This is a genomic window from Dictyobacter formicarum (assembly GCF_016587435.1).
Map to the genome: position 1 here is coordinate 565427 of NZ_BNJJ01000002.1, position 24401 is coordinate 589827.

24 protein-coding genes are annotated in these 24401 nt (G+C 47.6%); 23 read left to right on the plus strand and 1 reads right to left on the minus strand.

Going from position 1 to position 24401, the window contains the following annotated elements:
• Positions 1–412: 412 nt before the first annotated feature.
• The 21 genes from JMI88_RS04940 to JMI88_RS05040 all read left to right on the plus strand — a co-directional run bounded on the left by JMI88_RS04940 (position 413) and on the right by JMI88_RS05040 (position 20116).
• Positions 413–1972, plus strand: coding sequence for a class I SAM-dependent DNA methyltransferase (locus JMI88_RS04940; RefSeq protein WP_201360621.1), 1560 nt, complete (start codon positions 413–415; stop codon positions 1970–1972).
• Positions 1972–3306, plus strand: coding sequence for a restriction endonuclease subunit S (locus tag JMI88_RS04945; protein ID WP_201360622.1), 1335 nt, complete (start codon positions 1972–1974; stop codon positions 3304–3306). Before JMI88_RS04940 ends, JMI88_RS04945 begins: the two co-directional genes overlap by 1 nt.
• Positions 3303–3941: a hypothetical protein gene (locus JMI88_RS04950; RefSeq protein WP_201360623.1), complete on the plus strand. Its 639-nt coding sequence runs from the start codon at positions 3303–3305 to the stop codon at positions 3939–3941. Before JMI88_RS04945 ends, JMI88_RS04950 begins: the two co-directional genes overlap by 4 nt.
• Positions 3938–7036 carry a type I restriction endonuclease subunit R gene (locus tag JMI88_RS04955; protein ID WP_373323753.1) on the plus strand — a complete coding sequence of 1033 codons (3099 nt, stop codon included), beginning with the start codon at positions 3938–3940 and terminating at the stop codon, positions 7034–7036. The genes JMI88_RS04950 and JMI88_RS04955 overlap by 4 nt, the downstream gene beginning before the upstream one ends.
• Positions 7037–7452: 416 nt before the next feature.
• A complete protein-coding gene (locus JMI88_RS04960; RefSeq protein ID WP_201360625.1) occupies positions 7453–7773 on the plus strand; it encodes a hypothetical protein in 321 nt (106 codons plus the stop codon).
• Between the two features lie 242 nt (positions 7774–8015).
• The gene (locus JMI88_RS04965; RefSeq protein WP_201360626.1) at positions 8016–9116 is read left to right on the plus strand and encodes a hypothetical protein; all 1101 of its coding nucleotides are present in this window, start codon (positions 8016–8018) and stop codon (positions 9114–9116) included.
• Positions 9116–9838, plus strand: a complete 723-nt coding sequence (locus tag JMI88_RS04970; protein ID WP_201360627.1) for a hypothetical protein — start codon at positions 9116–9118, stop codon at positions 9836–9838. The genes JMI88_RS04965 and JMI88_RS04970 overlap by 1 nt, the downstream gene beginning before the upstream one ends.
• Before the next feature lie 105 nt (positions 9839–9943).
• Positions 9944–10486: a competence protein CoiA gene (locus JMI88_RS04975; RefSeq protein WP_201360628.1), complete on the plus strand. Its 543-nt coding sequence runs from the start codon at positions 9944–9946 to the stop codon at positions 10484–10486.
• Positions 10487–10520: 34 nt separating this feature from the next.
• Positions 10521–11081, plus strand: coding sequence for a hypothetical protein (locus JMI88_RS04980; RefSeq protein WP_201360629.1), 561 nt, complete (start codon positions 10521–10523; stop codon positions 11079–11081).
• 116 nt (positions 11082–11197) lie between these two features.
• A complete protein-coding gene (locus JMI88_RS04985) occupies positions 11198–12019 on the plus strand; it encodes a 3'-5' exonuclease (RefSeq protein WP_201360630.1) in 822 nt (273 codons plus the stop codon).
• A 72-nt stretch (positions 12020–12091) separates the two neighbouring features.
• Positions 12092–12253 carry a hypothetical protein gene (locus JMI88_RS04990; protein ID WP_201360631.1) on the plus strand — a complete coding sequence of 54 codons (162 nt, stop codon included), beginning with the start codon at positions 12092–12094 and terminating at the stop codon, positions 12251–12253.
• Entirely contained in the window at positions 12250–13077 is an 828-nt protein-coding gene (locus JMI88_RS04995; RefSeq protein WP_201360632.1) for an adenine nucleotide alpha hydrolase family protein, read from the plus strand. Before JMI88_RS04990 ends, JMI88_RS04995 begins: the two co-directional genes overlap by 4 nt.
• 481 nt (positions 13078–13558) lie before the next feature.
• Positions 13559–14962, plus strand: a complete 1404-nt coding sequence (locus JMI88_RS05000) for a hypothetical protein (RefSeq protein WP_201360633.1) — start codon at positions 13559–13561, stop codon at positions 14960–14962.
• A gap of 149 nt (positions 14963–15111) precedes the next feature.
• A complete protein-coding gene (locus tag JMI88_RS05005) occupies positions 15112–15411 on the plus strand; it encodes a hypothetical protein (RefSeq protein WP_201360634.1) in 300 nt (99 codons plus the stop codon).
• A gap of 111 nt (positions 15412–15522) precedes the next feature.
• Positions 15523–15975, plus strand: a complete 453-nt coding sequence (locus JMI88_RS05010; RefSeq protein WP_201360635.1) for a hypothetical protein — start codon at positions 15523–15525, stop codon at positions 15973–15975.
• A gap of 6 nt (positions 15976–15981) precedes the next feature.
• Positions 15982–16173 (plus strand): hypothetical protein, encoded by a 192-nt coding sequence (locus JMI88_RS05015; protein ID WP_201360636.1) that lies wholly within the window; start codon positions 15982–15984, stop codon positions 16171–16173.
• Positions 16174–16296: 123 nt separating this feature from the next.
• Positions 16297–16914, plus strand: coding sequence for a glucosaminidase domain-containing protein (locus JMI88_RS05020; RefSeq protein ID WP_201360637.1), 618 nt, complete (start codon positions 16297–16299; stop codon positions 16912–16914).
• A 189-nt stretch (positions 16915–17103) separates the two neighbouring features.
• Positions 17104–17796: a hypothetical protein gene (locus JMI88_RS05025; protein WP_201360638.1), complete on the plus strand. Its 693-nt coding sequence runs from the start codon at positions 17104–17106 to the stop codon at positions 17794–17796.
• A complete protein-coding gene (locus JMI88_RS05030; protein ID WP_201360639.1) occupies positions 17789–18118 on the plus strand; it encodes a hypothetical protein in 330 nt (109 codons plus the stop codon). Before JMI88_RS05025 ends, JMI88_RS05030 begins: the two co-directional genes overlap by 8 nt.
• 357 nt (positions 18119–18475) lie before the next feature.
• Positions 18476–18703, plus strand: coding sequence for a helix-turn-helix domain-containing protein (locus tag JMI88_RS05035; RefSeq protein ID WP_201360640.1), 228 nt, complete (start codon positions 18476–18478; stop codon positions 18701–18703).
• Between the two features lie 198 nt (positions 18704–18901).
• Entirely contained in the window at positions 18902–20116 is a 1215-nt protein-coding gene (locus tag JMI88_RS05040) for a tyrosine-type recombinase/integrase (RefSeq protein WP_201360641.1), read from the plus strand.
• 129 nt (positions 20117–20245) lie between these two features.
• On the opposite strand, the gene JMI88_RS05045 is transcribed toward JMI88_RS05040, so the two are convergent.
• Complete coding sequence (locus JMI88_RS05045) at positions 20246–20917, minus strand: hypothetical protein (protein WP_201360642.1); 672 nt, start codon at positions 20915–20917, stop codon at positions 20246–20248.
• A 991-nt stretch (positions 20918–21908) separates the two neighbouring features.
• Here JMI88_RS05045 and JMI88_RS05050 point away from each other — a divergent pair.
• Together JMI88_RS05050 and JMI88_RS05055 are read left to right on the plus strand one after the other, a co-directional pair.
• Positions 21909–22199, plus strand: a complete 291-nt coding sequence (locus tag JMI88_RS05050; protein WP_201360643.1) for a putative quinol monooxygenase — start codon at positions 21909–21911, stop codon at positions 22197–22199.
• Positions 22200–23090: 891 nt separating this feature from the next.
• A complete protein-coding gene (locus JMI88_RS05055; protein WP_201360644.1) occupies positions 23091–24233 on the plus strand; it encodes an ABC transporter ATP-binding protein in 1143 nt (380 codons plus the stop codon).
• The last annotated feature ends 168 nt before the right edge of the window (positions 24234–24401 follow it).

Here is a 24401-nt window from a genome sequence, read left to right on the forward strand (position 1 = left end):
AAGAAGCAGGGACTGTGGTGGCGATAAAGGAGAGAGCAGTAATCTCGAGGTTTCATGTCTTCGCTGCGCTCTCCTTCGCATTATTTCATAGCAGGCAAAAGATAAAGCGTAAGTATTCTTTTATGAACAGCAAATGACAATAGAGAGAAAAGGATATGCTCTGTACCATAATCAAGTTTTCAATTAAAATTAGCGGCTATCCCAAAAGAATTTACGAAAGGTTTAGCTCAAAAAGAGCATTATGCAGGACAAAAGCTAGCCAAATGACGGTATTGCTGGTAGAATTGTAGAGAAAGTATCCATAATGCTAGGGAGCTGACATATTTGCAAAAATTGGTAATGAACACTCTTTTTGCTATATTGCCAGTTGATAAATTCATAGCAAGTAAATATAACTTTCTTAGGACAAATAATGGTTAGCCAAGAATTGAAAAAGACGCTGTGGGCGGCGGCGGATAAGCTGCGCTCTAACATGGACGCTGCCGAGTATAAACATATTGCCCTCGGTCTTATTTTCCTCAAATATGTTTCCGATACGTTCTCCGAACGCCAGGTAGAGTTGCGTCAAAAGTTTATCGATCCTGATGATGAATATTATCTACCTGATCAAGATAGTATAGACAGTGAACTGGAAGATCGCGACTACTACACCGAGGCCAATGTATTCTGGGTGCCGGAGTCCGCACGATGGGAGAGTATAAGGAATAATGCGAAGCAGCCCAACTTGGGCAAGCTGATAGATGATGCGCTCATTGCCATTGAGACTGAGAACCCTCGCTTGAAGAATATCCTGGATAAACGCTTTGCCCGCACGGAGCTTGAACCCGGCAGGTTGGGAGAACTGGTTGATCTCATATCAAAAGTTGGCTTCGGGGGAGGGGAGAAAGCCCGCGATGTACTTGGCGAGGTATATGAATATTTCCTCGGCCAATTTGCTAATGCCGAAGGGAAGAAGGGCGGCCAGTTCTATACTCCTGCCTCTGTTGTTAGGGTGATTGTCGAAATCATTGCCCCGCATAGGGGCAAGGTATATGATCCTTGCTGCGGCTCCGGTGGCATGTTTGTCCAGTCTGAGAAATTCATAGAGTCTCATGGCGGCAGGTTTGGCGATATCAGCATTTACGGGCAGGAAGGCAATCCTACAACCTGGCGACTCGTCGCAATGAACCTGGCTATCCGGGGAATGGACTTCAACCTTGGAAAAGAGCCTGCCGATACGTTCACCCGCGATCAGCACCCGGACTTGCGGGCGGACTATATTATGGCAAATCCACCGTTCAATATTTCTGACTGGTGGAATGAAAAGTTGGCTGGGGACGCACGATGGGAATATGGCATGCCGCCTGCCGGAAATGCGAATTATGCCTGGTTGTCTCATATCCTATACCACCTGAAACCTTCCGGCTTGGCTGGCGTGGTTCTGGCAAATGGCTCTATGTCTTCCAATCAAAATAGCGAGGGAACCATCCGTAAGGAGATGATCGAGCGGGACGTGATAGACTGCATGATTGCTTTACCTCCACAGCTTTTCTTCAACACACAGATTCCAGCCTGCCTATGGTTCTTGACTAAAGACAAACGTGCTAATGGTCGTGACCGGCGCGGAGAAATTCTGTTCATTGATGCCCGCAAACTGGGGCGCATGGAAACCCGCGTAACGCGTGTGCTGGACGATGCCGACATTGCCAAAATTGCAACCGCTTATCATGCCTGGCGAACGGATAGTGAAACCACAAAAAGATATCAAAATGAGCCGGGCTTCGTGTATGCAGCAAAAAAGGAGGAAGTGAAAACCCACGATTATATCCTCACCCCAGGGCGCTATGTTGGAGCAGAAGAAATCGAGGATGATGAAGCAACCTTTGCCGAAAAAATGACCTATTTGACGCAGCAGTTAAAAGTGCAAATGTTAAAAGGTAATAAGCTAAACGAAGAAATCTGCAAGCAACTCAAAAAGGTGGGATATGAGTGATGACAGAGTGGGAAGAAACAACGCTTGGTAAAATTTGTGAAGATAGTGGTGGCAACATTCAAACCGGTCCCTTTGGCTCTCAGCTTCATGCTTCTGATTACGTGTCGGTTGGGGTACCTTCCATAATGCCGCAGAATATTAGTGATAATCGAGTCATAATTGATGGTATAGCTAGGATTAGGGATGCAGATGCAAGAAGACTATCACGATATCTAGTTAAATCTGGCGATATTGTTTACAGTCGTCGAGGGGATGTTGAACGTCGAGCGCTTATTCGTGAGACTGAGGAAGGATGGCTGTGTGGAACTGGCTGCCTAAGAGTTAGATTTGGTGACAAAAAGCCAATTTCTTCAACATTCATATCATATTATTTGGGTGTGCCAAATATCCGCAAGTGGATCGTTCAGCATGCAGTCGGTGCAACGATGCCGAACTTGAACACAGCGATACTTTCTGATGTTCCCGTTCGCTTGCCACCATATCATGAACAAAAAGCCATTGCTGACGTTCTCTCCGCCTTCGACGATAAAATTGAACTTAACCGCCAGATGAATAATACGCTTGAAAGCATAGTGCAGGCGCTGTTCAAATCATGGTTTATGGATTTTGACCCAGTAAAAGCCAAAGCCGAAGGGCAAAAGCCTGAAGGTATGGATGAAGCTACCGCCGCTCTGTTTCCTTCGGATTTCACTAAATCTATACTTGGACCTATTCCAGAAGGATGGACAATAAGCGAAATAGGAAAAGAAGTTGAAGTAATCGGAGGCTCAACGCCGAGTACACAAGAAGCAGCTTACTGGGAGGACGGAAATCTCTGCTGGGCTACTCCTAAAGACCTCTCCAAATTAAAATCCCCCATTTTACTCAATACAGAACGTAAGATTACTGAGCTTGGAGTAAAACAGATACCTTCAGGTCAATTACCCATTAATACGGTTCTCCTCTCCTCTCGCGCACCAGTAGGTTATATTGCGTTAGCAAAAGTTCCCACTTCGATAAATCAGGGATTTATCGCAATAAAATGCATTAAAGATGTTTCTCCATACTTTGTAATAAACTGGGCATATCATAAATTGGACGAAATTAAGGCCCGAGCTACGGGTACCACTTTTGCAGAAATCAGCAAATCTGTTTTCAGACCCATCAAAGTTATAGTTCCTAGCAAAGCTATAATTCAAAGATTTGATGATATTGCCAAACCAATATATGAACGAATTACAGAAAATGAACGCAACGTATCTTCCTTAACAAATGCTCGTGATTTACTGCTGCCGCTCCTGATTTCCGGTAAATTGCGCATAAGTGATCTTCCAGAGGAGGATGACGTCTCATGATACCACTTTGGTTGAACTCTGCTTTTCATCTACTAGTTCACGGCGAGTTACATTACACGTTACCAGAAGATTTTGATCGGCGTTTATCGCTCATCAGCTTTGACAATGCCATTGAAGCTTCGATTGCCTGCTACTTGAAACTTCACCCTACGCTGCGTGGAAATAAGAAGTATGAGCGCACAGTGGTTGACACTGCTTTAAAGGATTATCACACCAAAATTGATTTCCTCTTCCAGGAAGTGGAGGTTAGAAGCGGAATTTGCACCATAGCCAAAGAGGACATCATTTATGTGCATATCCAACGTAACCTTTTTTATCATGAAAATCCTGATTTTATTCCTTCTGATCCCATTCTTGCTAAAGTGCGGGAAGCAGCGTTCTGGATATTTGCATTTCTATTTGAGATAGCTGACCTTGAAGCAGAAGTAAGTGCCAGGATCAAGCAAATCAGGAAAGTGGATTTATACCAACGTAATAAAGAGATCGATGAACTAATTGATGATTCATATCCACTGATAGAAATTATGGGATCTTTCTATAAACCAAGCGAAGTCTTATACGCCGTTGATCCTGTTAATTACCGTGAATTTGTAGTAGAAATTTTGTCTGAAGAAAAAGATAGAAAGCAAAAATGAGCATGGGAATTAACGAAAATAAATTGGAGGAGGTGACCCTATTCTGGTTTGAAGAACTAGGCTATCAGGTAGCCTTCGGCCCAGACATAGCCCCACTGCCGGACGGAACCGCCCCAGAACGAGACAATTACCGCCAGACCATCCTTATGGAGCGCCTGAAAACCCGGCTCCAGATTATCAATCCCACCATTCCTGCTGTTGCCATAGATGATGCTATTCACCAGATTCTTGCGCCAAACCTGCCCACAGTGATCCAGATCAACCGGCAATTCCACCGCTGGCTACGTGATGGTATCAAGGTACAATATCAGCGTGACAACGAGACTGTGGGTGATCAAGTTTATCTAGTGGATTTTTACGAACCGACAAACAATGACTGGCTAGTGGTAAACCAATTTTCTATTCGAGGGCCGCAGCATACCCGCAGACCGGACATTATCGTTTTCTTAAACGGGCTGCCAATTGCCGTACTGGAGCTTAAGAATCCGGCAAATGAGGAAGCAGATATCTGGAAAGCATTCGATCAGCTCCAAACCTACAAAGAGCATATCCCTGACCTGTTCAACACCAATGAGATGCTGATTATCTCCGATGGCGTGACTGCCCGCATGGGGTCACTAACTGCCGATAAGGAACGCTTCTCCACCTGGCGCACCATTGATGGCCATACTATTGACCCGTTAGGTGCGATGCGAGAACTGGAAACGCTAATAAAAGGCGTCTTCAATAAGGAATTTCTACTGGATTACCTGCGGAACTATATCCTTTTTGAAGAAGATAAAGATGGCATCATCAAGAAAATAGCCGGGTACCACCAGTTCCACGCAGTCCGATTGGCCATGGTCAGAACGCTTGCCGCTGCTGCGGTTGACGGTGATCGCAAGGCTGGTGTGGTATGGCATACGCAAGGCTCCGGCAAGAGCATCTCTATGGCTTGTTATGCTGGCAAGGTCATGACAAACCCGGAGATGAAGAACCCGACTGTCGTTGTCGTCACCGACAGGAATGACCTGGACGGCCAGCTTTTCGGCACATTCAGCACGGCTAAGGATTTATTGCGTGAAACGCCAGCGCAGGCTGATGACCGCAAAAACTTACGGGAATTACTGGAAAACCGGCCATCGGGCGGGATTATTTTTACCACTATTCAGAAATTCACGCCGGGCGAGGATGAGGATAGTTTTCCCATTTTATCCGAGCGGCATAATATAGTGGTTATCTGCGACGAAGCGCACCGCACGCAATATGGGCTGGAGGCCCGCCTGAACAAAAAAGGCGAGTATGAATATGGGTATGCAAAGCACATGCGCGACGCTCTGCCTAATGCCACCTTTATCGCTTTTACAGGAACACCTGTTTCACAAACGGATCGCGATACGCGGGCGGTATTTGGCCCGGACATCCATGTCTATGATATGGAACAGGCAGAGAAAGACCAGGCTACCGTTAAAATCTACTATGAGGGACGACTTGCCAAGCTGGAACTGAATAGCAATGAGAATCTCCGGATTGACGAAGAAATCGAGGAGCTGACGGAAGACCAGGAGGAAAGCTCAGCAGCCAAAACTAAATCCCGCTGGGCAGCACTCGAAAAACTGGTGGGAACAGAACCGCGCATACAGGAGATTGCCGCCGACATCGTACAGCATTTTGAAAACAGGCTCAGGGTAATTGACGGAAAAGCAATGATCGTTGCTATGAGCCGGGAAATCTGCGCGCATCTATACAATGCTATCGTCGAGCTACGTCCAGAATGGCACGATGATGACCCTAAAAAGGGCGTGATAAAAATTGTCATGACCGGTTCTTCCAGTGATAAAGCCATCCTACGCCCTCATCTGTACTCCAAACAAGTCAAGAAGGATTTGGAACAACGGTTTAAAGACCCTACTGATCCCTTTAAAGTCGTTATCGTGCGGGATATGTGGCTTACCGGATTTGATGCACCCTGCCTGCATACGATGTATATCGACAAGCCCATGCGCGGGCATACCTTAATGCAGGCAATAGCCCGCGTAAACCGCGTATTTAAGGATAAGCCTGGTGGATTAGTGGTTGACTATATCGGCATTGCAAACGAACTGCGAGAAGCGCTGAGAGAATACACTGCCAGTGGTGGTAAAGGAAATCCGACAGAACTTATTGAACAAGCTTTTGGAGTTTTTCAAGAAAAACTCAGCATAGCACGTGGCATGATGCACAACTTTGATTATTCTGATTATGAAACCGAAGCCTTTGAGTTATTGCCAGGCGCGGCAGATCATGTCCTGGGTCAGAGAGATGGCCAAAAACGCTTTTCCAACTGTGTCACAGCCGTGAGCCAGGCGTTTGCCTTGTGCAGTACCTATGAAGATGCAATTCCGTACAGGGAGGAAGTAGCTTTCCTGCAAGCCATTAAAGCCGCTATTACCAAACACGGCACAGCATCTAGCAAAATTGAGGATGAACAACGGGAACATGCGCTCAGGCAAATTGTCAGCAAAGCCATTGCCGCTGATGGAGTGGTGGACATATTTGCAGCGGCGGGGTTGAAAAATCCAGATATTGGGCTATTGTCAGATGATTTCCTCAAGGATGTCCGCCTGCTCCCTCAGAAGAATCTCGCGGTTGAGCTTCTGGAGCGGCTGCTCAGAGACGATATTAAGGTCCGCTTTAAAAACAATATTGTGCAAAACAAAAAATTTACAGATCTCTTGCAACAATCCCTGAATAAATACCGCAATCGCGCCATCGAAACCACACAGGTACTTGAAGAGCTGATTGCAATGGCGGAGGAATTTAAAGCTGCCGCGGAGCGCGGCGAGGATTTAGGGTTAAATGCTGAAGAAATGGCATTTTATGATGCCTTGGGAACAAATCAGGCAGCGGTACGAGAATTAGGAGACGATATTCTCAGAAAAATTGCTGTGGAACTCACTGACCAGCTCCGTAAAAATATATCGGTTGACTGGTCTGTACGGGAGACAGTCAGAGCAAAGCTGAGAATTCTGGTAAAGCGTATTTTGCGAAAATACAAATATCCTCCTGACCTAGAACAATATGCCATTGATTTAGTGCTTCAACAGGCCGAAACATTATCTGAAGCTTGGACATAGGACCTAACCGGAAATAATCATAACTAATTTAATGAGGGACCGCGATGTAAATTGTCACTAACGGACGCTATGGACATGCATATCTTCAGGAAGATTTTGCGTCACTTGGCAAGGCATCACTTTATATTATCAAGCAAACCTCTATTAAATTCATAACGTCGGTTTATTGGTGTAAATCCCAATACTATTTTGGTGATCAACTAGCTTGAAGTGGCTTACTTGCCTAGATAATTATCGTAAAAGTAACCAGTCTAGCGTTGGGGGTTACATCTGCCTCAACCATTTATTTAAATTTCAAAGTGCTTGAAAATTGAAAATAATTTATGTGCTCTTAGAGATAAATAACAAGAACACTTTTTGCCCGCCACCATTTACCTATCAACGCGATGATCTACAATGAAAAGGAGCACATACCTATGGCACTACGACCAGAAGAGGTTCAGCATCTCGAGGGACTCGTTGAGGATATGATCAAACGCATTGAGGATACCAACACATCAAATGAAGCTGCGGTCGTCTACGGCAGAATCGGCAACGCGTGTACCAAAGCGCTGGCCATCGAAGCTGCAGCCGCGGCCAAGAGAACAGCACGCACAAACAACGTGACCAAGTTCCGCGCTAGCCGGGAAAACCGCCTGAACTCCCGCAAACTTGGACAGGGGAGAGCAGGAGCAACGGACGCGCAATCCTCCACTCAAGGCCAGCGCCCCCAGGGGCAGCGCCAAACATCTAACTAATTCCATCCCTCGACACCGAACTTTTGTAAGAGCAGGGTACAACTTTTACGAATGTTCGGTGTTTTTTTGTCCGAAATTTCTGCGAAGTTGCAGCCGCAAAAATCGTGGCAGCCCCTCGGCACTGTCATGGCACCTTCGCCGCATGTTACGCGCACCTTTTTACACGACTAATACCTGACTTTTACACGATTAAACCACAGAAGATCGGGCAAATTTCAGAGGCAAAACAAGGAGTGAATTCGATGGGCAGATTCGATAGATTTATCCCCTTCAAAAGCCGCCAACCCGGCCAGGTCGCAGGGGCACAGACTGCTGCCGCCCCGCCACAAAAGAATAGCCAACAGCAGCCACCAGACCCAAATACAGGCCCGCTGGATACCGCATCAACATCCGGCCTGCAGAACGTCGATGGTGAGAGCCTCAATCTGGTGAACTACTCTCCGGCACAGCTCATGCAACATGTCGAAAATACGATGTCTACCGTGCATTTCGGCATGAGCCTGTCACACCGCTTTATGGAGAATGTCGCGGAACTGTGGTCCGTCATCGGCCCGATGGTTCTTCTCCTCGGCACATCCGGAGAGGTCTTCGCCTTTATCTGGCAGAATACTAACAATCCGGAATGGTGGGTAGGGATGTCGATCCTGGCCACGGTCATTGTGCTTGAGGCAACGTTTATGGTTGTCTCGTATAAGGCCGCAACAATCCGCAATAGGGCAGAAATGCGACCTGGAGGACCCTCCGATCTGGACAAGGCCAAGCTCAAGCGGTATAAGATCACCTGGTTTGTCCTGGGATTTGGCGTTGGAGCTGGCCAGGTCGCGTTTCTTCTGTTCGCTATGAATGCCAGGGTGAACGGCATCGTATGGCTCGCTACCTTTGCTATTGTGCGCACGGTCATGACGCTAGCCAGTGACTTCTATACGGCCTTCGTCCACGAAGAGAAGCCAACAGATGGTGAGCAGGCCAAACAAAAGCAGCAACAGCGGGCACAGCTGGCGCAACAGTTACTGCACCAAAAATCGGCTGAGGTGACGATCATCAACAAGGGGATCCTGGAATTGCAGCGTGCCCATACAGAGGCTGACATCGAGCAGGATAGCTTGCACACTGAGCTTCAGATGAAGCGCCTTGAGAATAAGAACCGGATTGAGACATTGAAGAGCATGCAGGATCAAGCCAATATGTTCAACCGGCTGGGTACGGGCGTCATGCGCGCACTGTTTGATCCTGAGATGGATGATGATCAGAGGCAGAAGCTCTTAGGAACGTTACAAGGGTTTATGTCCGTTGGCAACCAGTTGCCACCTCCACATACCACCATCGAGGAGGAGGATATTTAATGCCAGAGCGTCCATACAGCCGGTATACTCGAGAGAAAACCTGGGCAGCCCTCTATAGCCAGCACATCAATGCTGGCTATGCCCTTGTTCCATTCAGCACAACCAGCAATAGTATCGATGTGATCAGGTGCCCTTCCCCTGAAGATGCACAGAAACTGCAGCACCTGTTAGACGAACACGCGGAGGAATACAAAACCTTCTATGAGCATGAAGTCCCTTTGAACGATCTACCGAGCCAGGTCAAAGAAGTGAATGAGAAGAAACGTTCCGCGGTTGTCTTGGCCAGGAGCAGCGACTACTACCACTACTCCCTTTCCGATATTGCCCAACTACGTGTGGTCATTTGCGGGTTGCACAACAGCTATCTTCATTTGCCAGTTTGGGAAACCAGGACAAACAGGCGATACAGGCCAAAGGAAACTGCAGTAGCCATCTCATCGCCTGACTTCGATCAAATTCGCCGTACCCAATTTGGACATAGCATCCTGGTAGGTGCTCTGTACAAAGGTGATGAAGCCGCCCTGTCATTTATGGATGGTCTGAAAAAGCGCTCAGAGCGTTCCTACTGGCGCATCAAAGCAGAAGTTGAGACGCTACAAGATAGCCACTACCGAGGGCGCCCCCTGGCCTTCCTGACAGAAGCAGAAAGGCGCGCGATTGGCAGTAAAATTAGCGCCAGTTTGAAGCTCTATCATGAAAAGAAGCGCTTGCATCTCGTTTGAACAAACAAGTAAGTATCATGGCACCTATTAAGATATTCATACGTATTTTGCATCCCAGAGATATTTGACGTATATTTATGAAATAAGAGTGAAAGGATCCGGTTTATGCCTTTTGTTGCTCAACATCGTGTGACCGGTGAGCGCATCGATATCACGCGGTATCGAAATCCCTCCAGAGAGATCCAACCACAAGATTGTATTTGTCCTCTATGTGAAGGGGACCTGATCATGCGCATCGGACTGATTCGGCAGCCGCATTTTGCCCATCGGGCAACCTGTGAGAGCCAATATAAGAGCCATCCTGAGTCCGCAGCCCACCGCAATGCCAAGCTCTATCTTCAAAATCACTTGCGCGAAGAGTTCCCGGAATATATGCAAGCAACCATCGAACTGGAAGTCAAATTAGAACCTATCTGGCGCGTCGCCGATCTGCTGGTCACCTTTCCTACTGGCCTGCGGCAGGCCCATGAAATTCAATTAGCGAGCATAACAACGGGGAAATTACAGGAGCGTACAAATGACTATACATCGATGGGCGTCGACGTTGTTTGGTGGTTGGGCGGCCATGCTAATACCCAAGAAAATCAGCTTTGGTGTATCGAAACGTTTGGCTATAGCCTCAGTATCCAGTATGCGCTTGAAGAGTAAATCCTGGAGTATCACCCGTGCAACGGAAACCGGAATGGCCACGCAACGCATCCCAACAGCACCTGATCTGGACACTCTCTTTTTCCGACTTAGGACACCAGCCTTACAGTTTCGACGCGTGCAGCGATCCTGCCCATCCATTGTAGGTACCCAGGTCATCAAGCTGAGTGTTGATACCATTTCCCTGCTGCCTGACCAGATCGCCTCAAACGATTGGGAGTACGTCTGGCCACGAGCCTGGATCAGGATCACGCGCCGCTGGATGCCTCTCATGAAACGCCATGGGGGTGATCTTAGAGATCTGGAATATGGAATGCCAATCATCTCGCGAAGACAACCGGTCCCATGGCGCATTGGCGTCATTGAGCGAGACCCCAATGCCCGAGAGCAACCGTATCTGCTATGGTCTCTGCTTCGACAACGCATCCGACAAATGCATCAGAATGCCAACTGCTATGACAGCAGTTCCCCGGAAGGATCCAGATTTCTCTATTTGCTCTCCCTGAGCAAGGCTCATCAACCACGTCCTGTTCATCAGGTCTGGAGCACAGAGCCTGTACAGCTTTCGTTATGGCAACAACAAGAACTCTCATAACCTCTGCTCACCTGAGTGAAACTTACTCGGGTGAGCCTTGTCACCTCTTTTTTATGTGCCTTTAGAGGATAAACATGAAAAGTGTTGTATCTACCTGGCTATGTTAGGAGAAGCATATGGACTTAAGAGATACAGTAAACATACTAGCGTCCGTTAATCAGACACTTGAGCAAGTGAAGGCTACAGAACCTGTTCATTCTGTTGATCAACTTATTGAGCATCATCAGCTCCGCAAAAATCTACAGGCCAAACTTAGGCAGTTAGATACTGCCCTGCAAGCACTCTACCAGCTTGCCCACAGCTTGCCCACAATCCCCCCATTTGAAGTTGTACGCTGGGCACAAAATATCCTTGCGATGCCAAACTTAGCCTTCCTTGAACTGGACACCACTGGCTTGTATGAAAGCGCTGAAATCATCCGTGCATTGGTACTGGATAGAGGAGGCAATACACTTCTTGATCTGTATGCCCAGTCGCCTACCAGAGCACTTAACGCGGATATCGAGCGGATCACCGGAATCACAACCCAAGACCTTATCGCCAAGGGCCAACCCATCCAAGTGGTGATTGAGCAGCTACGTACAGTACTGCACGGGAAGTATGTGCTGTCCTACAATCTCGATTTCGACGCCGGGAAACTCCAAGAGGCAACGACACGCCTGGGGATCGAATCCCTCACCTTTATTGGAGAAGATCTGATGGAACATGCAATGAAATATTATTCATTGCGCTCCTATCCCAAACTGGAAGTGCTATGCCGCCGCATCGGTTCACCATTGCCTGAACAACTACACCAGACTGCATTCCATCGCGCAGAAGGCCAGCTAGCTCTGCTCAAGGCGATTGCGAACGTAGTAACAGATGCTCAACCAACTACATCACCGCCAACCGCAGTTGAGGACACGGACGCGGAGACACTGGACGAGCATCCATTTTAGCCTGATCAGATAAACATCTTAAAGCAGCCCTTCTAGCCCTTGCTGAAGGGCTGCTTTTTGGAAGGAACAATCATGCAAGACTCCATGAAACGCTTTCCATTGTATTGTATGAACGCATTGGTCGGTCTGATTGTTGGCGGCTTTCTGGCCCATGATGTCAATCTCTGGTCCATCGCCGTGATGCTTGTAACTGGCATGATGTTGGGTGGCTTTCTTTGGAGGAGGTGGCTATGACGATCAGTACCATCCCTGGCTATGAAATCTGTCATCTCAACCAGGCGAATCACTTACATATTGCAGCCAAAGAGGCCGCTAAATACGCGGTCTCTCTTTCTGGTGGGTTAGCCAGCGCCGTCTCTGCTGAACGTGTGATCCAGCGGTATGGGCGTGACCAGGTACTCCTCTGGTTCGCGGATACACTCTACGAGGATGACGATTTGTATCGATTCCTGCGAGATTGTATGCAGCGTTGGGGCGGCACGCTCTATTGGTATACAGATGGGCGAACTCCGCTGGAAGTAGCGGCACAAAAAAAGCTCATTCCCTGTAACCTGGCAGCTCCTTGTAGCTACGAACTGAAAGTAAAACCATTCCGCCAGTTCATTCTCGCGATGCCCTCGCTACCAGTGGTGTATATCGGGTTGGATCGCTGGGAGAAGCGCCGATTAATCAGTGTCAAAGAGTCCTACGCGAAGGCAATTCCCGACGTGCTGGTTGATTATCCACTTCTCTGGGAGTCCTATGAAGTACGGCCGCTAACTGATGTATGCCGCCAGGACTGGCAAATAGAACCGCCACGATTATATAGCCTGGGCTTCTCGCATAACAATTGTGGTGGCCGGTGTGTGCGGCAAGGTATCCGAGAGTGGATACGCCTCGGGACGCATTTCCCAGAGCGCTACCAAGCATGTGAAGAATGGGAACAAGAGCAACGCGCCCAGGGCGGGGCTCGTGCCAAACGCAGCTTCTGTGCGGTACAACGGAGAGGAAGGAAGCAATCTCTACCTCTCGCTGATATTCGAGCACAGTATTTTGATCAACGTCAAACCTTATTTTAGCTGCATTCAATCCCTGGCGGGCAACTTTGGTCGTTTCGACTGTTATTCTTCTAATATGGCTTGTAGAACCATCAAAAGATAATGTTTGCCAGAGGCACTTGACTTAACACACCATATAGCTATCATTATATTGTATAATGATAGCTATATGGTGCATGCGTATTTTTGATGCATAATCAGCGAGAGGATGCTTTGTTGATAAGGGATTTTGCCGCGCTTGAAATCTATCTGGTAGTGATTATCTAGATGTAAGTCGCTGGCGCTTCGTGACCATTATTTGAGATGCGAAGTAAGAAATGAGTGTCTTAGTTGAAGTCGACTAAATCCGTGATACTACGGCAGAGTCTAAATTTCGCCATACTAGATTCACAACATTATAGGATCACATGAAGCACGAGACAACCATTTAATCTGAACATCTACAGGGAGTTTAGAGCTGATATTCTACTAATTTGTATTAGCATCGAAAGGGGAACAGAACATGATACCCACTGCTACACCATTAATCAATATCAGTAAAAAGTGGCCCTCGCGTATAGTGCTTTTAGCTGTCTTGTCAGTATTTTTATTAGCCAATTCTCTTTCCTTCTTTACTCCAAGAGCTTTTGCTACTTCTAGTTGCACCTATAGATCACCTGTTTTTGACTACTACCCCCAAGTAGATCATACACAGGGGAACGCTCCATTAACTGTTACATTTACTTGGTCACAAAATTGGTCCTCTGTTGAGGGAGTACCTAATGTGCCACCACCACCGACCCTTTATCTTAACTGGGGTGACGGTACAATTGACAAAATACCATATGTCGAATGTCCAGCAGAGCCTAATGGTGCTCCATTTAGAGATTGGCCCGCGCAACAGATGATGCACACTTATGCAAAATCTGGTATATACACTGTACAGTATATTTCAGATGACCCTCCTACTTATATTCTTACAACTCTAGATATTACAGTGAACCCAAACACACCTCCTACTCCCACTCCTACTCCTACTCCCACTCCTACTCCTACTCCCACTCCCACTCCTACTCCCACTCCCACTCCTACTCCTACTCCTACTCCCACTCCTACTCCTACTCCCACTCCTACGCCGCCTCCCCCTCCTCCTGCTCCTACAGTTATTTTTACCCACGACCACTTCAGCCCTAAAGTGATTGAAGCCTTTGCAAAATCCTTACATTTTCCTACTGGTACCTTCGTTCTGCAAAATGATACGCAATTGTGGTTTGACACACAATTGACTGCTAGTACCGGAGCAACAAAGCTCTATCCCAACAATGGAGATGTTGTATGCATAGGCCTATGGAATGTTGGGGTAGTTGGCCCCCAATGTCAATTCGAATTAACAGCTCACTTCTCCGGTGCTAACCAGAAGTCACAAGCAACGTTAGACCCGCTTGGTCCAAGAGCTGTATCTATTTATACGCTTCAATTCCTCCTAACTCTAGCTTCGTTGATTGACTCGCATCAAGTGCTCACAATTTCCGCGGCTTCTGTCAACCTTGTTTCTACCGTATTTCTTAGTTCACCAGTACTTCTTCATGTTCAAAAGGAGATTGTCCTGGCTTTCAAAGATCCTTCTCATCAAACTCAACATCTACGGAATGCTGCGCAGACCTTTGGTCAGTTAGTGGCAACTCCTGGAACTTTAAATCGCCTAGCATCAGTGGCTGCTGCCGTGTTTGGGCTGAGCAGGCATCTAGTCCAAGAAGGTCTCCTAGCTACTGCTAAAAACATTAATGTTATTCTAGCCATCGGGCTACGATTCGTTGCCGCAGTAAATTATATCAGTACGCTGGCTCAAGCTCAGGCCGTAATAGCTATAGGTAGAGGACAGCCAACCGTTACCTTACACACATCCTCTGTAAAATCAAAAAAATAAGGTGTCTTCTGTTTAGGTCTTGAGGAACTTACCTAACGCTTGTTGGGCAGGTTCCTCATCATTTACTTCTCACAGTGAGAAAGAATTTTCCCACGATTGTTTGCCTCTGCGGAAGCACCCGTTTTTCAGTCGCCTTTAAGAAGGCCAATTTGCAAGAGACCCTGGCCGGAAAGATAGTTTTGAGTATCGGTTGTGGCTTCCAGAGTGATGAAGCGCTTGGCCTGAATGAGGAAGATAAGGGCCGCCTGTATACCTTGCATCTCCGCAAAATCGATATTGCAGATGAAATCCTGGTGCTCAATGTCGCGGATTATATCGGCCGATCTACGGGCCGAGAGATCACGTACGCGCGGCAACGCGGCATTCCCATTCGTTGGGTAGAACCACATAGCTGCAAAGGCTATGGCTGCCCTTGTGGAGCTGAATTGAATACTACAGATAAAATTTAACGTAGTAGAAGAAGCGGGATAAGCAGTAACGCTTATCCCGCTATTTTTATGCGCTTTCAGAGGATATTTATGAAGGTCGCTATATCGACATGAACACATAAGGAATTCAGCATGTCGGTCATCAATGGGAAGGAGCAACAGATGAAAGACTATCCAGACGCACGCGAGCACTTGAATCGGCATATGGACGCTGCAGCAAGAAAGTATGCAGAAGCGCTGGTCGATGCCGGGATCACTGATCCTAGCCCTAGCCTGGTCAATGCGCTGTTCAATCGGGCGTTCTCTGAAGCGCAAGAGGATTATGATCGCCAATGCATAACCGTGCTTGAGCACAACATTGGCGAGATTAAACGAGAGAGCCAGCACCAGGTGCGCCAAGCTCGAAAGAAAGATGCCCCAACTTTGCTGATCATCTTTCTGCTTGTTGCATGTGTGTTTAGCCTCATGGCCTGCGTCTCCTTCATCAACCATAACACGATCCTGGGCTGCATCTATTCAGCCGGTGTGGCTGCCTTCGCATTGATGATCTTGGGCGTGGGGATCGATCTGCTACGAAAGGACTGATAACTCATGTTTCGACGCTTCTTTGGGCGTGAGAGAAGCCCGCAAATCATCGGTATGCAGCCCGGCCCGATCACCGGCGATCTGGACGGCTGGGAGCAAGACCCAAACAATTGCCCAGCCGTGTGGCCAGCCTTATTGCTGCAGCTGGGGCAACTGCCACACGGCTGGCTGCCGGTTTATTCGCGTGGTCTGTGCTGATGCTCAGGACCGGATTATAAGGAATCGGGAATAGGGAATGACGGCTCCCGAAAGAGCCGCCACCATTGGGCGTCTGGTTGAACTTTGGTGGGTGCGACCAGGCGCCACTAAGGAGATTATACCATGCGCAATATCATCGCGTACTTTGGTCTGGCTGCGATTATTATTCTAGCTTACCTCATGATTTCACAGCATCCTGGCACACCTGCACCAGCTGGCGCGCAGTCACCAACTGCCACGCCTACAATTGCACCAGCATCATCTGGAGGAATGAGCATCTATGGCAAGCCAACCATCTCAGTTGTGCAGATCAACGCCATCCTCGACTTTTACGGTTCCCCTGCCCGCGGCAAAGGTCAGGCCCTGTATGATCTGGGCCTCAAGTATGGTATTGATCCTGTGTTTGCCCTGGCCTTCTTCATGAACGAGAGCACCTTTGGGACCAGGGGAGAGGCGACGGCGACGCTGGCCCTCGGCAACTTGCGATGCATCAATGATCGGCCGTGTGTCGATCAGGACAGAGGCGGCTATGCGCAGTTCTACAGCTGGGAGGATGGGTTCGACGCCTGGTACAAGCTCCTTGATGGACCACTTTACAAGGGCGTGGGCCTCACTACCGTTGAGACGATCATCCCTCGCTATGCTCCCAACGCGGACCATAACAACGAGCAGCACTACATCAGCGTAGTCGAGCATATGGTAACGATCTGGCGCGCCGGCAAGGTACAGGTGGAGGGGTGAGAACCCGAAGCGCTACCCAGCAAATTGGCGCAAGCTGGCCAGAGAGTGTAAAGAGCGCGCCGGCTCTGCAAGTTCCGTTTTCTTCTGGAAAAGCACGCGGTGGTCATGCCTGTATAATGAAAGAAGAGGAGAAACGATTAGTAGCTGCACATCTGTGCTGGCATAGGTAACAGGTGGAGGTGAGAGAAGGTGGAAGAGGTCCTCGTTGATATTGATGGCGTGCTGGCCACAGGACATGTACAACGTTTTGTCGCGCTCTGCAATGATATATTGCAGCTAGCAATCCCTATCCCGAATATTGCCTCTATTGCTTCCTTGAGAGAGTTTGGGGCCTTGCCGCAAGTATCGGCCCACAGGACAAAGGTTGGCTCTGATCGCTTTCGACGGCAAATGGAGCTGATGCGATGGCATCCTCTCAACATTGTGGGATGTCGAGTTATTGATGGTTCCGTTGAAGGTATTCAGTATCTTGCGCAACGATCGAGCAGTCTGCAATATTGCACCGCCCGGTTCATTGAGTTTGACGCTGCGTGGAATACAGATGTTGCTAATTCAACCAAAAGTTGGCTCAAGAATAACGATTTTCCAAATGCAGAGTTGGTGATGTTTTGTGAATCCCCCAGGGCAAAGTTAACAACCATTGCAGCGATGGTTCGCGCCCAGAAGCAACCTGTTTACCTCATCGATGACAGTCTTGACCTGTTACTCGATGCGTTTGATACGTTGTCGATGCGGGATCGACGTGTATTGAAAACCTATCTCACGCTGATCGCTTTTGATCATTGTGAAGAAGAGTGCAACCAGTCCTACCCACTCCGTGTCGTCCCTTTACAAAGTTGGCAGGAAATCCAGTGTATTGAAAAGGAGTTTCACCATGTCTGATGATCCAGAGGATTGTGAGTATTGCGCAAACGGATTACGTGGGTCTTGCCCCTACTGGTATCAGGACCCTCACACCAAAGAGTGGTTTCACCAGAAAGATTTCACTCGGAAAACGGTGGTTCAAAACATTGAAGAAGCCCTATGGGGCATCATTCCCCGTACGCCTGATGGAAAAGGAAACAATAAGGGTGATTGGGTTGGTGGCGATGGTGGAGGTGGCGGCGGTAGCGGACGTGGAAGCCGAGGCGGCAACCGAAAAGATAAAAGAGATAAGCGGAATAAGGATCGTGACCGCGATGGCTACTACGACTCAGATTGGTGATCATATTGATTGTTGAGAATGCATGTCATTTGAGCCTGCTGTCATGGCAGGCTCTTTTTTGCGCCCATTATCGCCTCAATATCGTCGTACAATGTCGCCCCTGGCATTGCTATGAAGGGCTGTATACACGCCCGAATACTCACTCTAAATAAGCAAATACAACATAGGTTTTATGTGCTTTCAGAGAATAATTATGAAGAGGATTGCACACATACATCTACATCAACAGACGCATTCATTGAATAGGCTAAATTTTATGTGCTTCTGATGCGCAGCCGTAGGGCAATTTTGAATCCTCTCATTATGTCACTACGTTCACTGTTACCTTAACGACAAAGAAAGAGAAGGGCACGGCAAATGGGAAAACGCAAGAACACTACAGCCACACCAGTCATCCAACCAGATCAACTGCAGCTGCTCACCATCCCACAGGTCATGGCCACGTTAAACTTGGGTCGTACAAAGGTCTACGATCTGATCAACAACGATGGTCTCCCTGTTGTGAAGATCGGTGGCGCGACCAGAGTCCCTCTCACCAAACTACAAGCCTGGATTGATCAGCAGGCAACACAAATCGGCGCTTAACCAGGGATCCTAGTAATTTTCGCTACAATTGGCCTCGCACCAACGCCGGTATGAGGCCGATTTTCATTGTGGCTGGTTGAAAAACTGAATTTTACCCACTAAAACCAGCCCCCTCTTGAGCATTTCAGTATATTGCTCAATTCTGAAATGAGGCATATTAACATCTAATAAAGCATCCTTAAAGAAAGAAGGTAGCCGATGGCAGACAACAAGAGGAAAAGGCAAACTAGGCGCGACCAGGGAGAAGGAAGCATTACCAAACGGAGCGACGGCCGTTGGGCAGTGAGTATACGCATCCGCGGAAAGCGCATTTTCAAGTACGCCAAGGATGAAAAAGAAGCCAAGGCCATACTCAAAGCCTTAAAGAAAGAAATCGAACAGGGAGTGAAACCGGATGCGCCCAAATTCACGGTCGCATCCTATCTGGAGTACTGGTTGAAAGTTCACAGAGCAGGTATTCGAGACTCGACCTACGTGACCTATACGACCTGCATCAAACAGATCATGCTGGTTCTGGGATCCAATCGGCTCTCCTCACTTTCCGGTGACCAGATACAGCTGGGGTACATAAAGATGCAGAAAGAGCTGGGGCTGTCATTTGGCACCATGAAATTAACGCACACCATCTTCAGGGCAGCGCTGAATGACGCAGTAAAGTGGGGATACATCGCAATGAATCCCGCCAGGCATGTGGAGGTATCAAAGATCCCGCGAACACATCATCACGCGCTCACCATTGAGCAGGCGAAGCAGCTCCTCCGCTATACAGACGGGGACACGTACGTCAGCAGCCAGATGACCTGCCTCCTCACACTGGCCATCGCGACAGGCATGCGCAGGGGCGAGATGCTAGGGCTGAAATGGGGCGACATCGACATGGACGCGAAAACAGTGTTCATCACCCGTACCGTCTCCTACCTTACGGTCGATGGGCAGACGAAGTACATTGAAACGCCACCCAAGACGGATTACAGCAAACGCCGGATCCAAATCCCAGACTTCGTGATGGCGGAAATCCAGAAGCAGAAGGCTCGCCAGGCTGAACAGCGGCTCAAGGCAGGGCCGGGTTGGGAGGTGCGCGACCTGGTCTTCAGCAATGCATTCGGGTCCTACTTTAACCCGCGCAGCGTCTCGCGGTACTTCGAACTGGCCCTGAAAAAGGCGGGCCTGGAGCACATCCGCTTCCACGATCTCCGCCACAGCGCAGCATCCATCCTGATGGCCATGAACGTCCACCCCAAGGTGGTCCAGGAACTGCTCGGACACAGCAGCATCAGCATCACCATGAACATCTACTCCCATACGGACCCATCGCTACAGCGCCAAGCCATGGACGATTTACATACCAAATTTGGTTTCAAAAACGATGATGATGATGATGATGCAAATGCGGTAGGGGCGAAGAAAAAATAGGATCTTCATCCTTGCAAGATGAATGAGAAAAACGGAAGGAGGGAAAGAAACAAAAAGCTCATCCCTCCTGACCGCCGCACATAAATCTTCAGCGTCCGTTGATACAACCTACTCGATGATCTTGAGGAGTTAGAAGTTGAGAGCCACAGGATCGAACTTAATGGCTGGTGAATCTGAGAAAGATCCTTTCTTCATGTCCACGTTTAATTGATATTGTTGACCGACATTTGGAAGAAAGGAGAACACGACCTGTGTTTGAGCAGTCGCCGAAGCCGCAAGCCCACGTAAGGGATTAATATATTGACTATTAGCGTCATAACCGACCATTTCTCCAGTGCCATCATACGCCGTATTCTCAAGCCCGGTAATGAGTTGAAATTGATCACAATAAAAGTTCTGTTGCTGATTCGTTTTATTTGTCAAAGTGATCGCAAAGGTCATTTTCGCAAGCGAGTCGTCAACGGTAATACTATTAATCGTGATAAGAACTGGGTCATCACAACCGCCGCAAGTTAACGTTTTATTGACTTGAATTACACCCGAAGGAGCAGGTTTGGGAGACGGGGTAGCGGTGGGAGACGGGGTCGGGGACGGTGAGGACGCTTGCGTTGGTATCTGTGTTGAACTTGTATGTTGATGAGAAAGTTCTGTTGGGGAGGGAGTTGTTCCTTGTGAATGAAGTAATCCGGGATTGGGGACAAACCAGACAAAGATTGCCCAAATGATTGCCAGGATCGTACAAAACGTTGCGATACCCGTTATCCATGGATGGGAGAGGCTATTCATGATCTTCTTAAACATCTTCATATCCTCACTAAGTATTTATAATGTTAGGGATGAATGCCATTCGAAGTTAATACATTTAAGTATATAACACAAAACTTAAGTAATGGGGATAAAAACGCATCTTCCCAAAAAATGATATACTAAACGGCTATAATAAGACTCATAATTTAAAACAAAAGAAATGTGGATTGTAAGGTGGAATGGGGGAAGATGACAAAGCAGTGAAATGCGATTTTATAAAGAATTTTCATGACTTGACCATGAAAAGGACAAAAAGTTACAATTGTCATCATTTGGATGGCGCTCCATCCTTCCCGGTAAATCTACCTAGCATCGCCAGATAAAATGCGCAAAAAGTGCCTTTTTCCAGAAAGTGGATGTCAAAGTGGATGTCAACCATACCCTTTGGAAAAATGTGCCCTCTGCTAGAACAGCCTGAGAAGCCAATTAAGCGGGGGTACTTCTTTGTGGTGTCGTGTTAATAACAATAACACAATTCCCTATTTTTGACCAGAGTATAGCCTTCTACGATGTCCCCATCAGGCTCAGCTCCCTCCATTTCTTGTGCAAAACTGTGCGCAATTGTTCTCTTTTAGTCGTGAAAATGGAGGTCAAAATGGAGGTCAGATCTTCCCCCTCTCAAACGGCAATACAAGCGATTTCTTAAAAAACTCAGAGCCAACTTTACGACGGTATAAGGCTCAAACGCACTTTTGATGAGGAGGAGGGCTCATCTTCACTGTTGCTGATTTTGATAAAGCTCAAAGATTGCGCTTAAAGAAGATATGGCCAAAAGAGCCGATCTCGAATAACCTAATCAGGCAATTATTCTTCGAAACAGCACCAATGTAGGTGAGCCTTTCCGTTTTTCTTTGTTTGCTTCAGAATGAAAACTGGTGCGCGCCAGCATCCGTGCCTTCAGCATAGCAATGCTCTTCTTTGAACAATTGGGGGATAACGGTGCCGCGGGCCGCAGAACTCGATACGAGAGAGGAGATCACCAACCTTGTTTATTTTCTATTCCATTCATTATCCACAACCTGAAAAGGAAGCGCTGCTGGTTCAGAGTATGCACGAATTTGGCGAGCTGATGAAGAAGCAGCCAGGAAATCTTTTTCAGGCTCCCTATCCTTTCAAGGATCCCGAAAAAGGAACGCTCATGGGCATCTCTATCTGGGAATCTCGGGAGGCTTTCCAGCTAGCCCTGCCCACCTTGCAGAGCGCCCGGCAAAATAGCCCTTCTCGGGAGTGGGAAATCAAATCACCTGAGGTTTATATGCTCGATTCGACGCTCTAAGCACACACCTTTGCTGAGAATGTAAGAAGAGAAGCAAAAGAAGCCAAACGGAGGACCAAGCAGAAGGTCTGCCCAGAGACATAAGGTAGCCGTGTCAAGTTCATACCGCACGCATAAACGCATAAGCGGAGCAAATCAAACTTGGCGCGGCCACACTTTACGCTTGATCAGTTTTAAGCGGGTGACATGGTCTTTCATTTGCCCATTGTTTAACACGCTTTGCTGCTCAGGTATTCTCCCTCATCATCAAAAGTGCGTTTGAGCCAAATAAAACAGATAATTTCTTTACAATTCCTCTGGGTCTAGACTTCTTTGAATACCTCCCTAACAAAAGGGATTAAGAGCCCTTTTCTATTCGCCTTGTTTTGTGTCAGATTTCTTTTTTTGTAAGAAAATGTAATAGTTCGCACGAAACATTTGAGCCTGAGGGTGCTCTATTCCCAGGCACAGCTCCCAAATGTGTAAGGCGCGCTGGTAGAGCAGCTCCGCCTCGTGATAACGCGCGCGAGCATGAAGGTAGGATGCTAACTCATAGAGCAAACGGCTCGCCTCCCGGCTGATGATCTGGTACTGTTGGATGATCTGCGCTCCTGTAAGTGCTTGAATCAGAAGCCGTTCACATTGCGACTAGGTGCGCAGATCGAACACGAAGATAGCTGATTTTCCCCGCAATATATTGAGATACAGCTGTATGACACATTATCATTGCAATAATCATAAGGGTAACAAAAGTTATATCGACAAAAACGGTCACTTATGGTTGGCATATTGATATTTTTTTAATAGTCGAGCGTTCTATAACACAAGAAGATTTTTTCGTCACTTCATTGCATGTTCTACCAGAGAGGCATAAGCATGTAAGCCATGTTTATCAATGGAGATTGAAAATGTATGAGTAAGCTGGAAGTACAAAATATTTCGAAGCAGTACGGCGATAAGCTGGCCGTTAACGATGTCAGCTTTACAGTCGATGAGGGTGAACTATTTGTGTTACTGGGACCGTCTGACAGTGGGAAAACGACTATACTACGTATGATTTGTGGCTTTGAAGAACCCGATACTGGTAATATCTTGCTCAATGGACAGGATATCACCTTGTGGGAGTCCGCTCAGCGCAATATTGCGGTTGTATTTCAGGATTATGGCATCAACCCTACGATGACGGTCTACGAAAATATTGCTCAGAGTCTGCGTTTTCGTCGGCTACCCAGAGCTGAGGTGGAGTTGCGCGTGCACATGGTAGCAGAGATGCTCGGACTCAAAGAAAAATTACCGCGTCAACCAAGAAATCTTTCTGGTGGTGAGCTCCAGCGCGTGGCAATCGGGCGCGTAATGGTTAAAGATGCAGATATTTATCTTTTCGATGAGCCAATCTCGCAGCTGGATCCTGGCACGCGCCGGCGTACGCGCCAGGAAATTTTGATGGTGCAGCGCATCAAGAAAAAACCTGGTATCTTCATTACTCAGGATCACTACGAGGCCTTTAGCATGGCTAATCATATCGGTGTGATCTCTGAGGGACGTATTCAGCAAATAGGCACTCCAGATGAACTCATCCAGACACCCGCTAATCTATTTGTGGCCCGCTTCCTGACTGACCCACCACTCAATATTATCGAGGGATATATTCAACTCATCGGGACTCGCTATCAACTGCGCACAGACAGCCTTAGTATGTCTTTTCCACCTCAATGGACGCCATTGCTCTCGCGGCTCGGGCCCCAATCAAAAATCATACTGGGCATACGTCCCAACATTATTGTGCCAGAATGGTCCATCAATGGTATGGGGGCAACCCCTCGTGTGATGATGCGCTCTCAGGTAATCCATTCTGGGCCTATGATGGGCCACCGAACAGTGATATTACGTGTAAGCCAGCATACAGAATTGATGGCTGAATTTAAGGATAACGTTGCTATCCACAATGGCCAGATCTTAACTATCGCGATCAATCCCGATCAAATATTCTTTTTTCACCCTCATACTGAAGAGCTTTTGAATCCTACCGCCCGATCGGTCTTTAGCTTGCATTAAGATAAACAGTTAAGGTCGATATTTATTTTTACGCCAGACGGCTGGTCCATGCCAGGCTCCCTCTAAGATCAAATAAAAAGCCGCCAAAGGATTCAGCATGGACCAATTCTTCAACTCGCTAGCTGAAGGCGCAGGCCATCTCATATATCACAATGAGCATGGAACCTT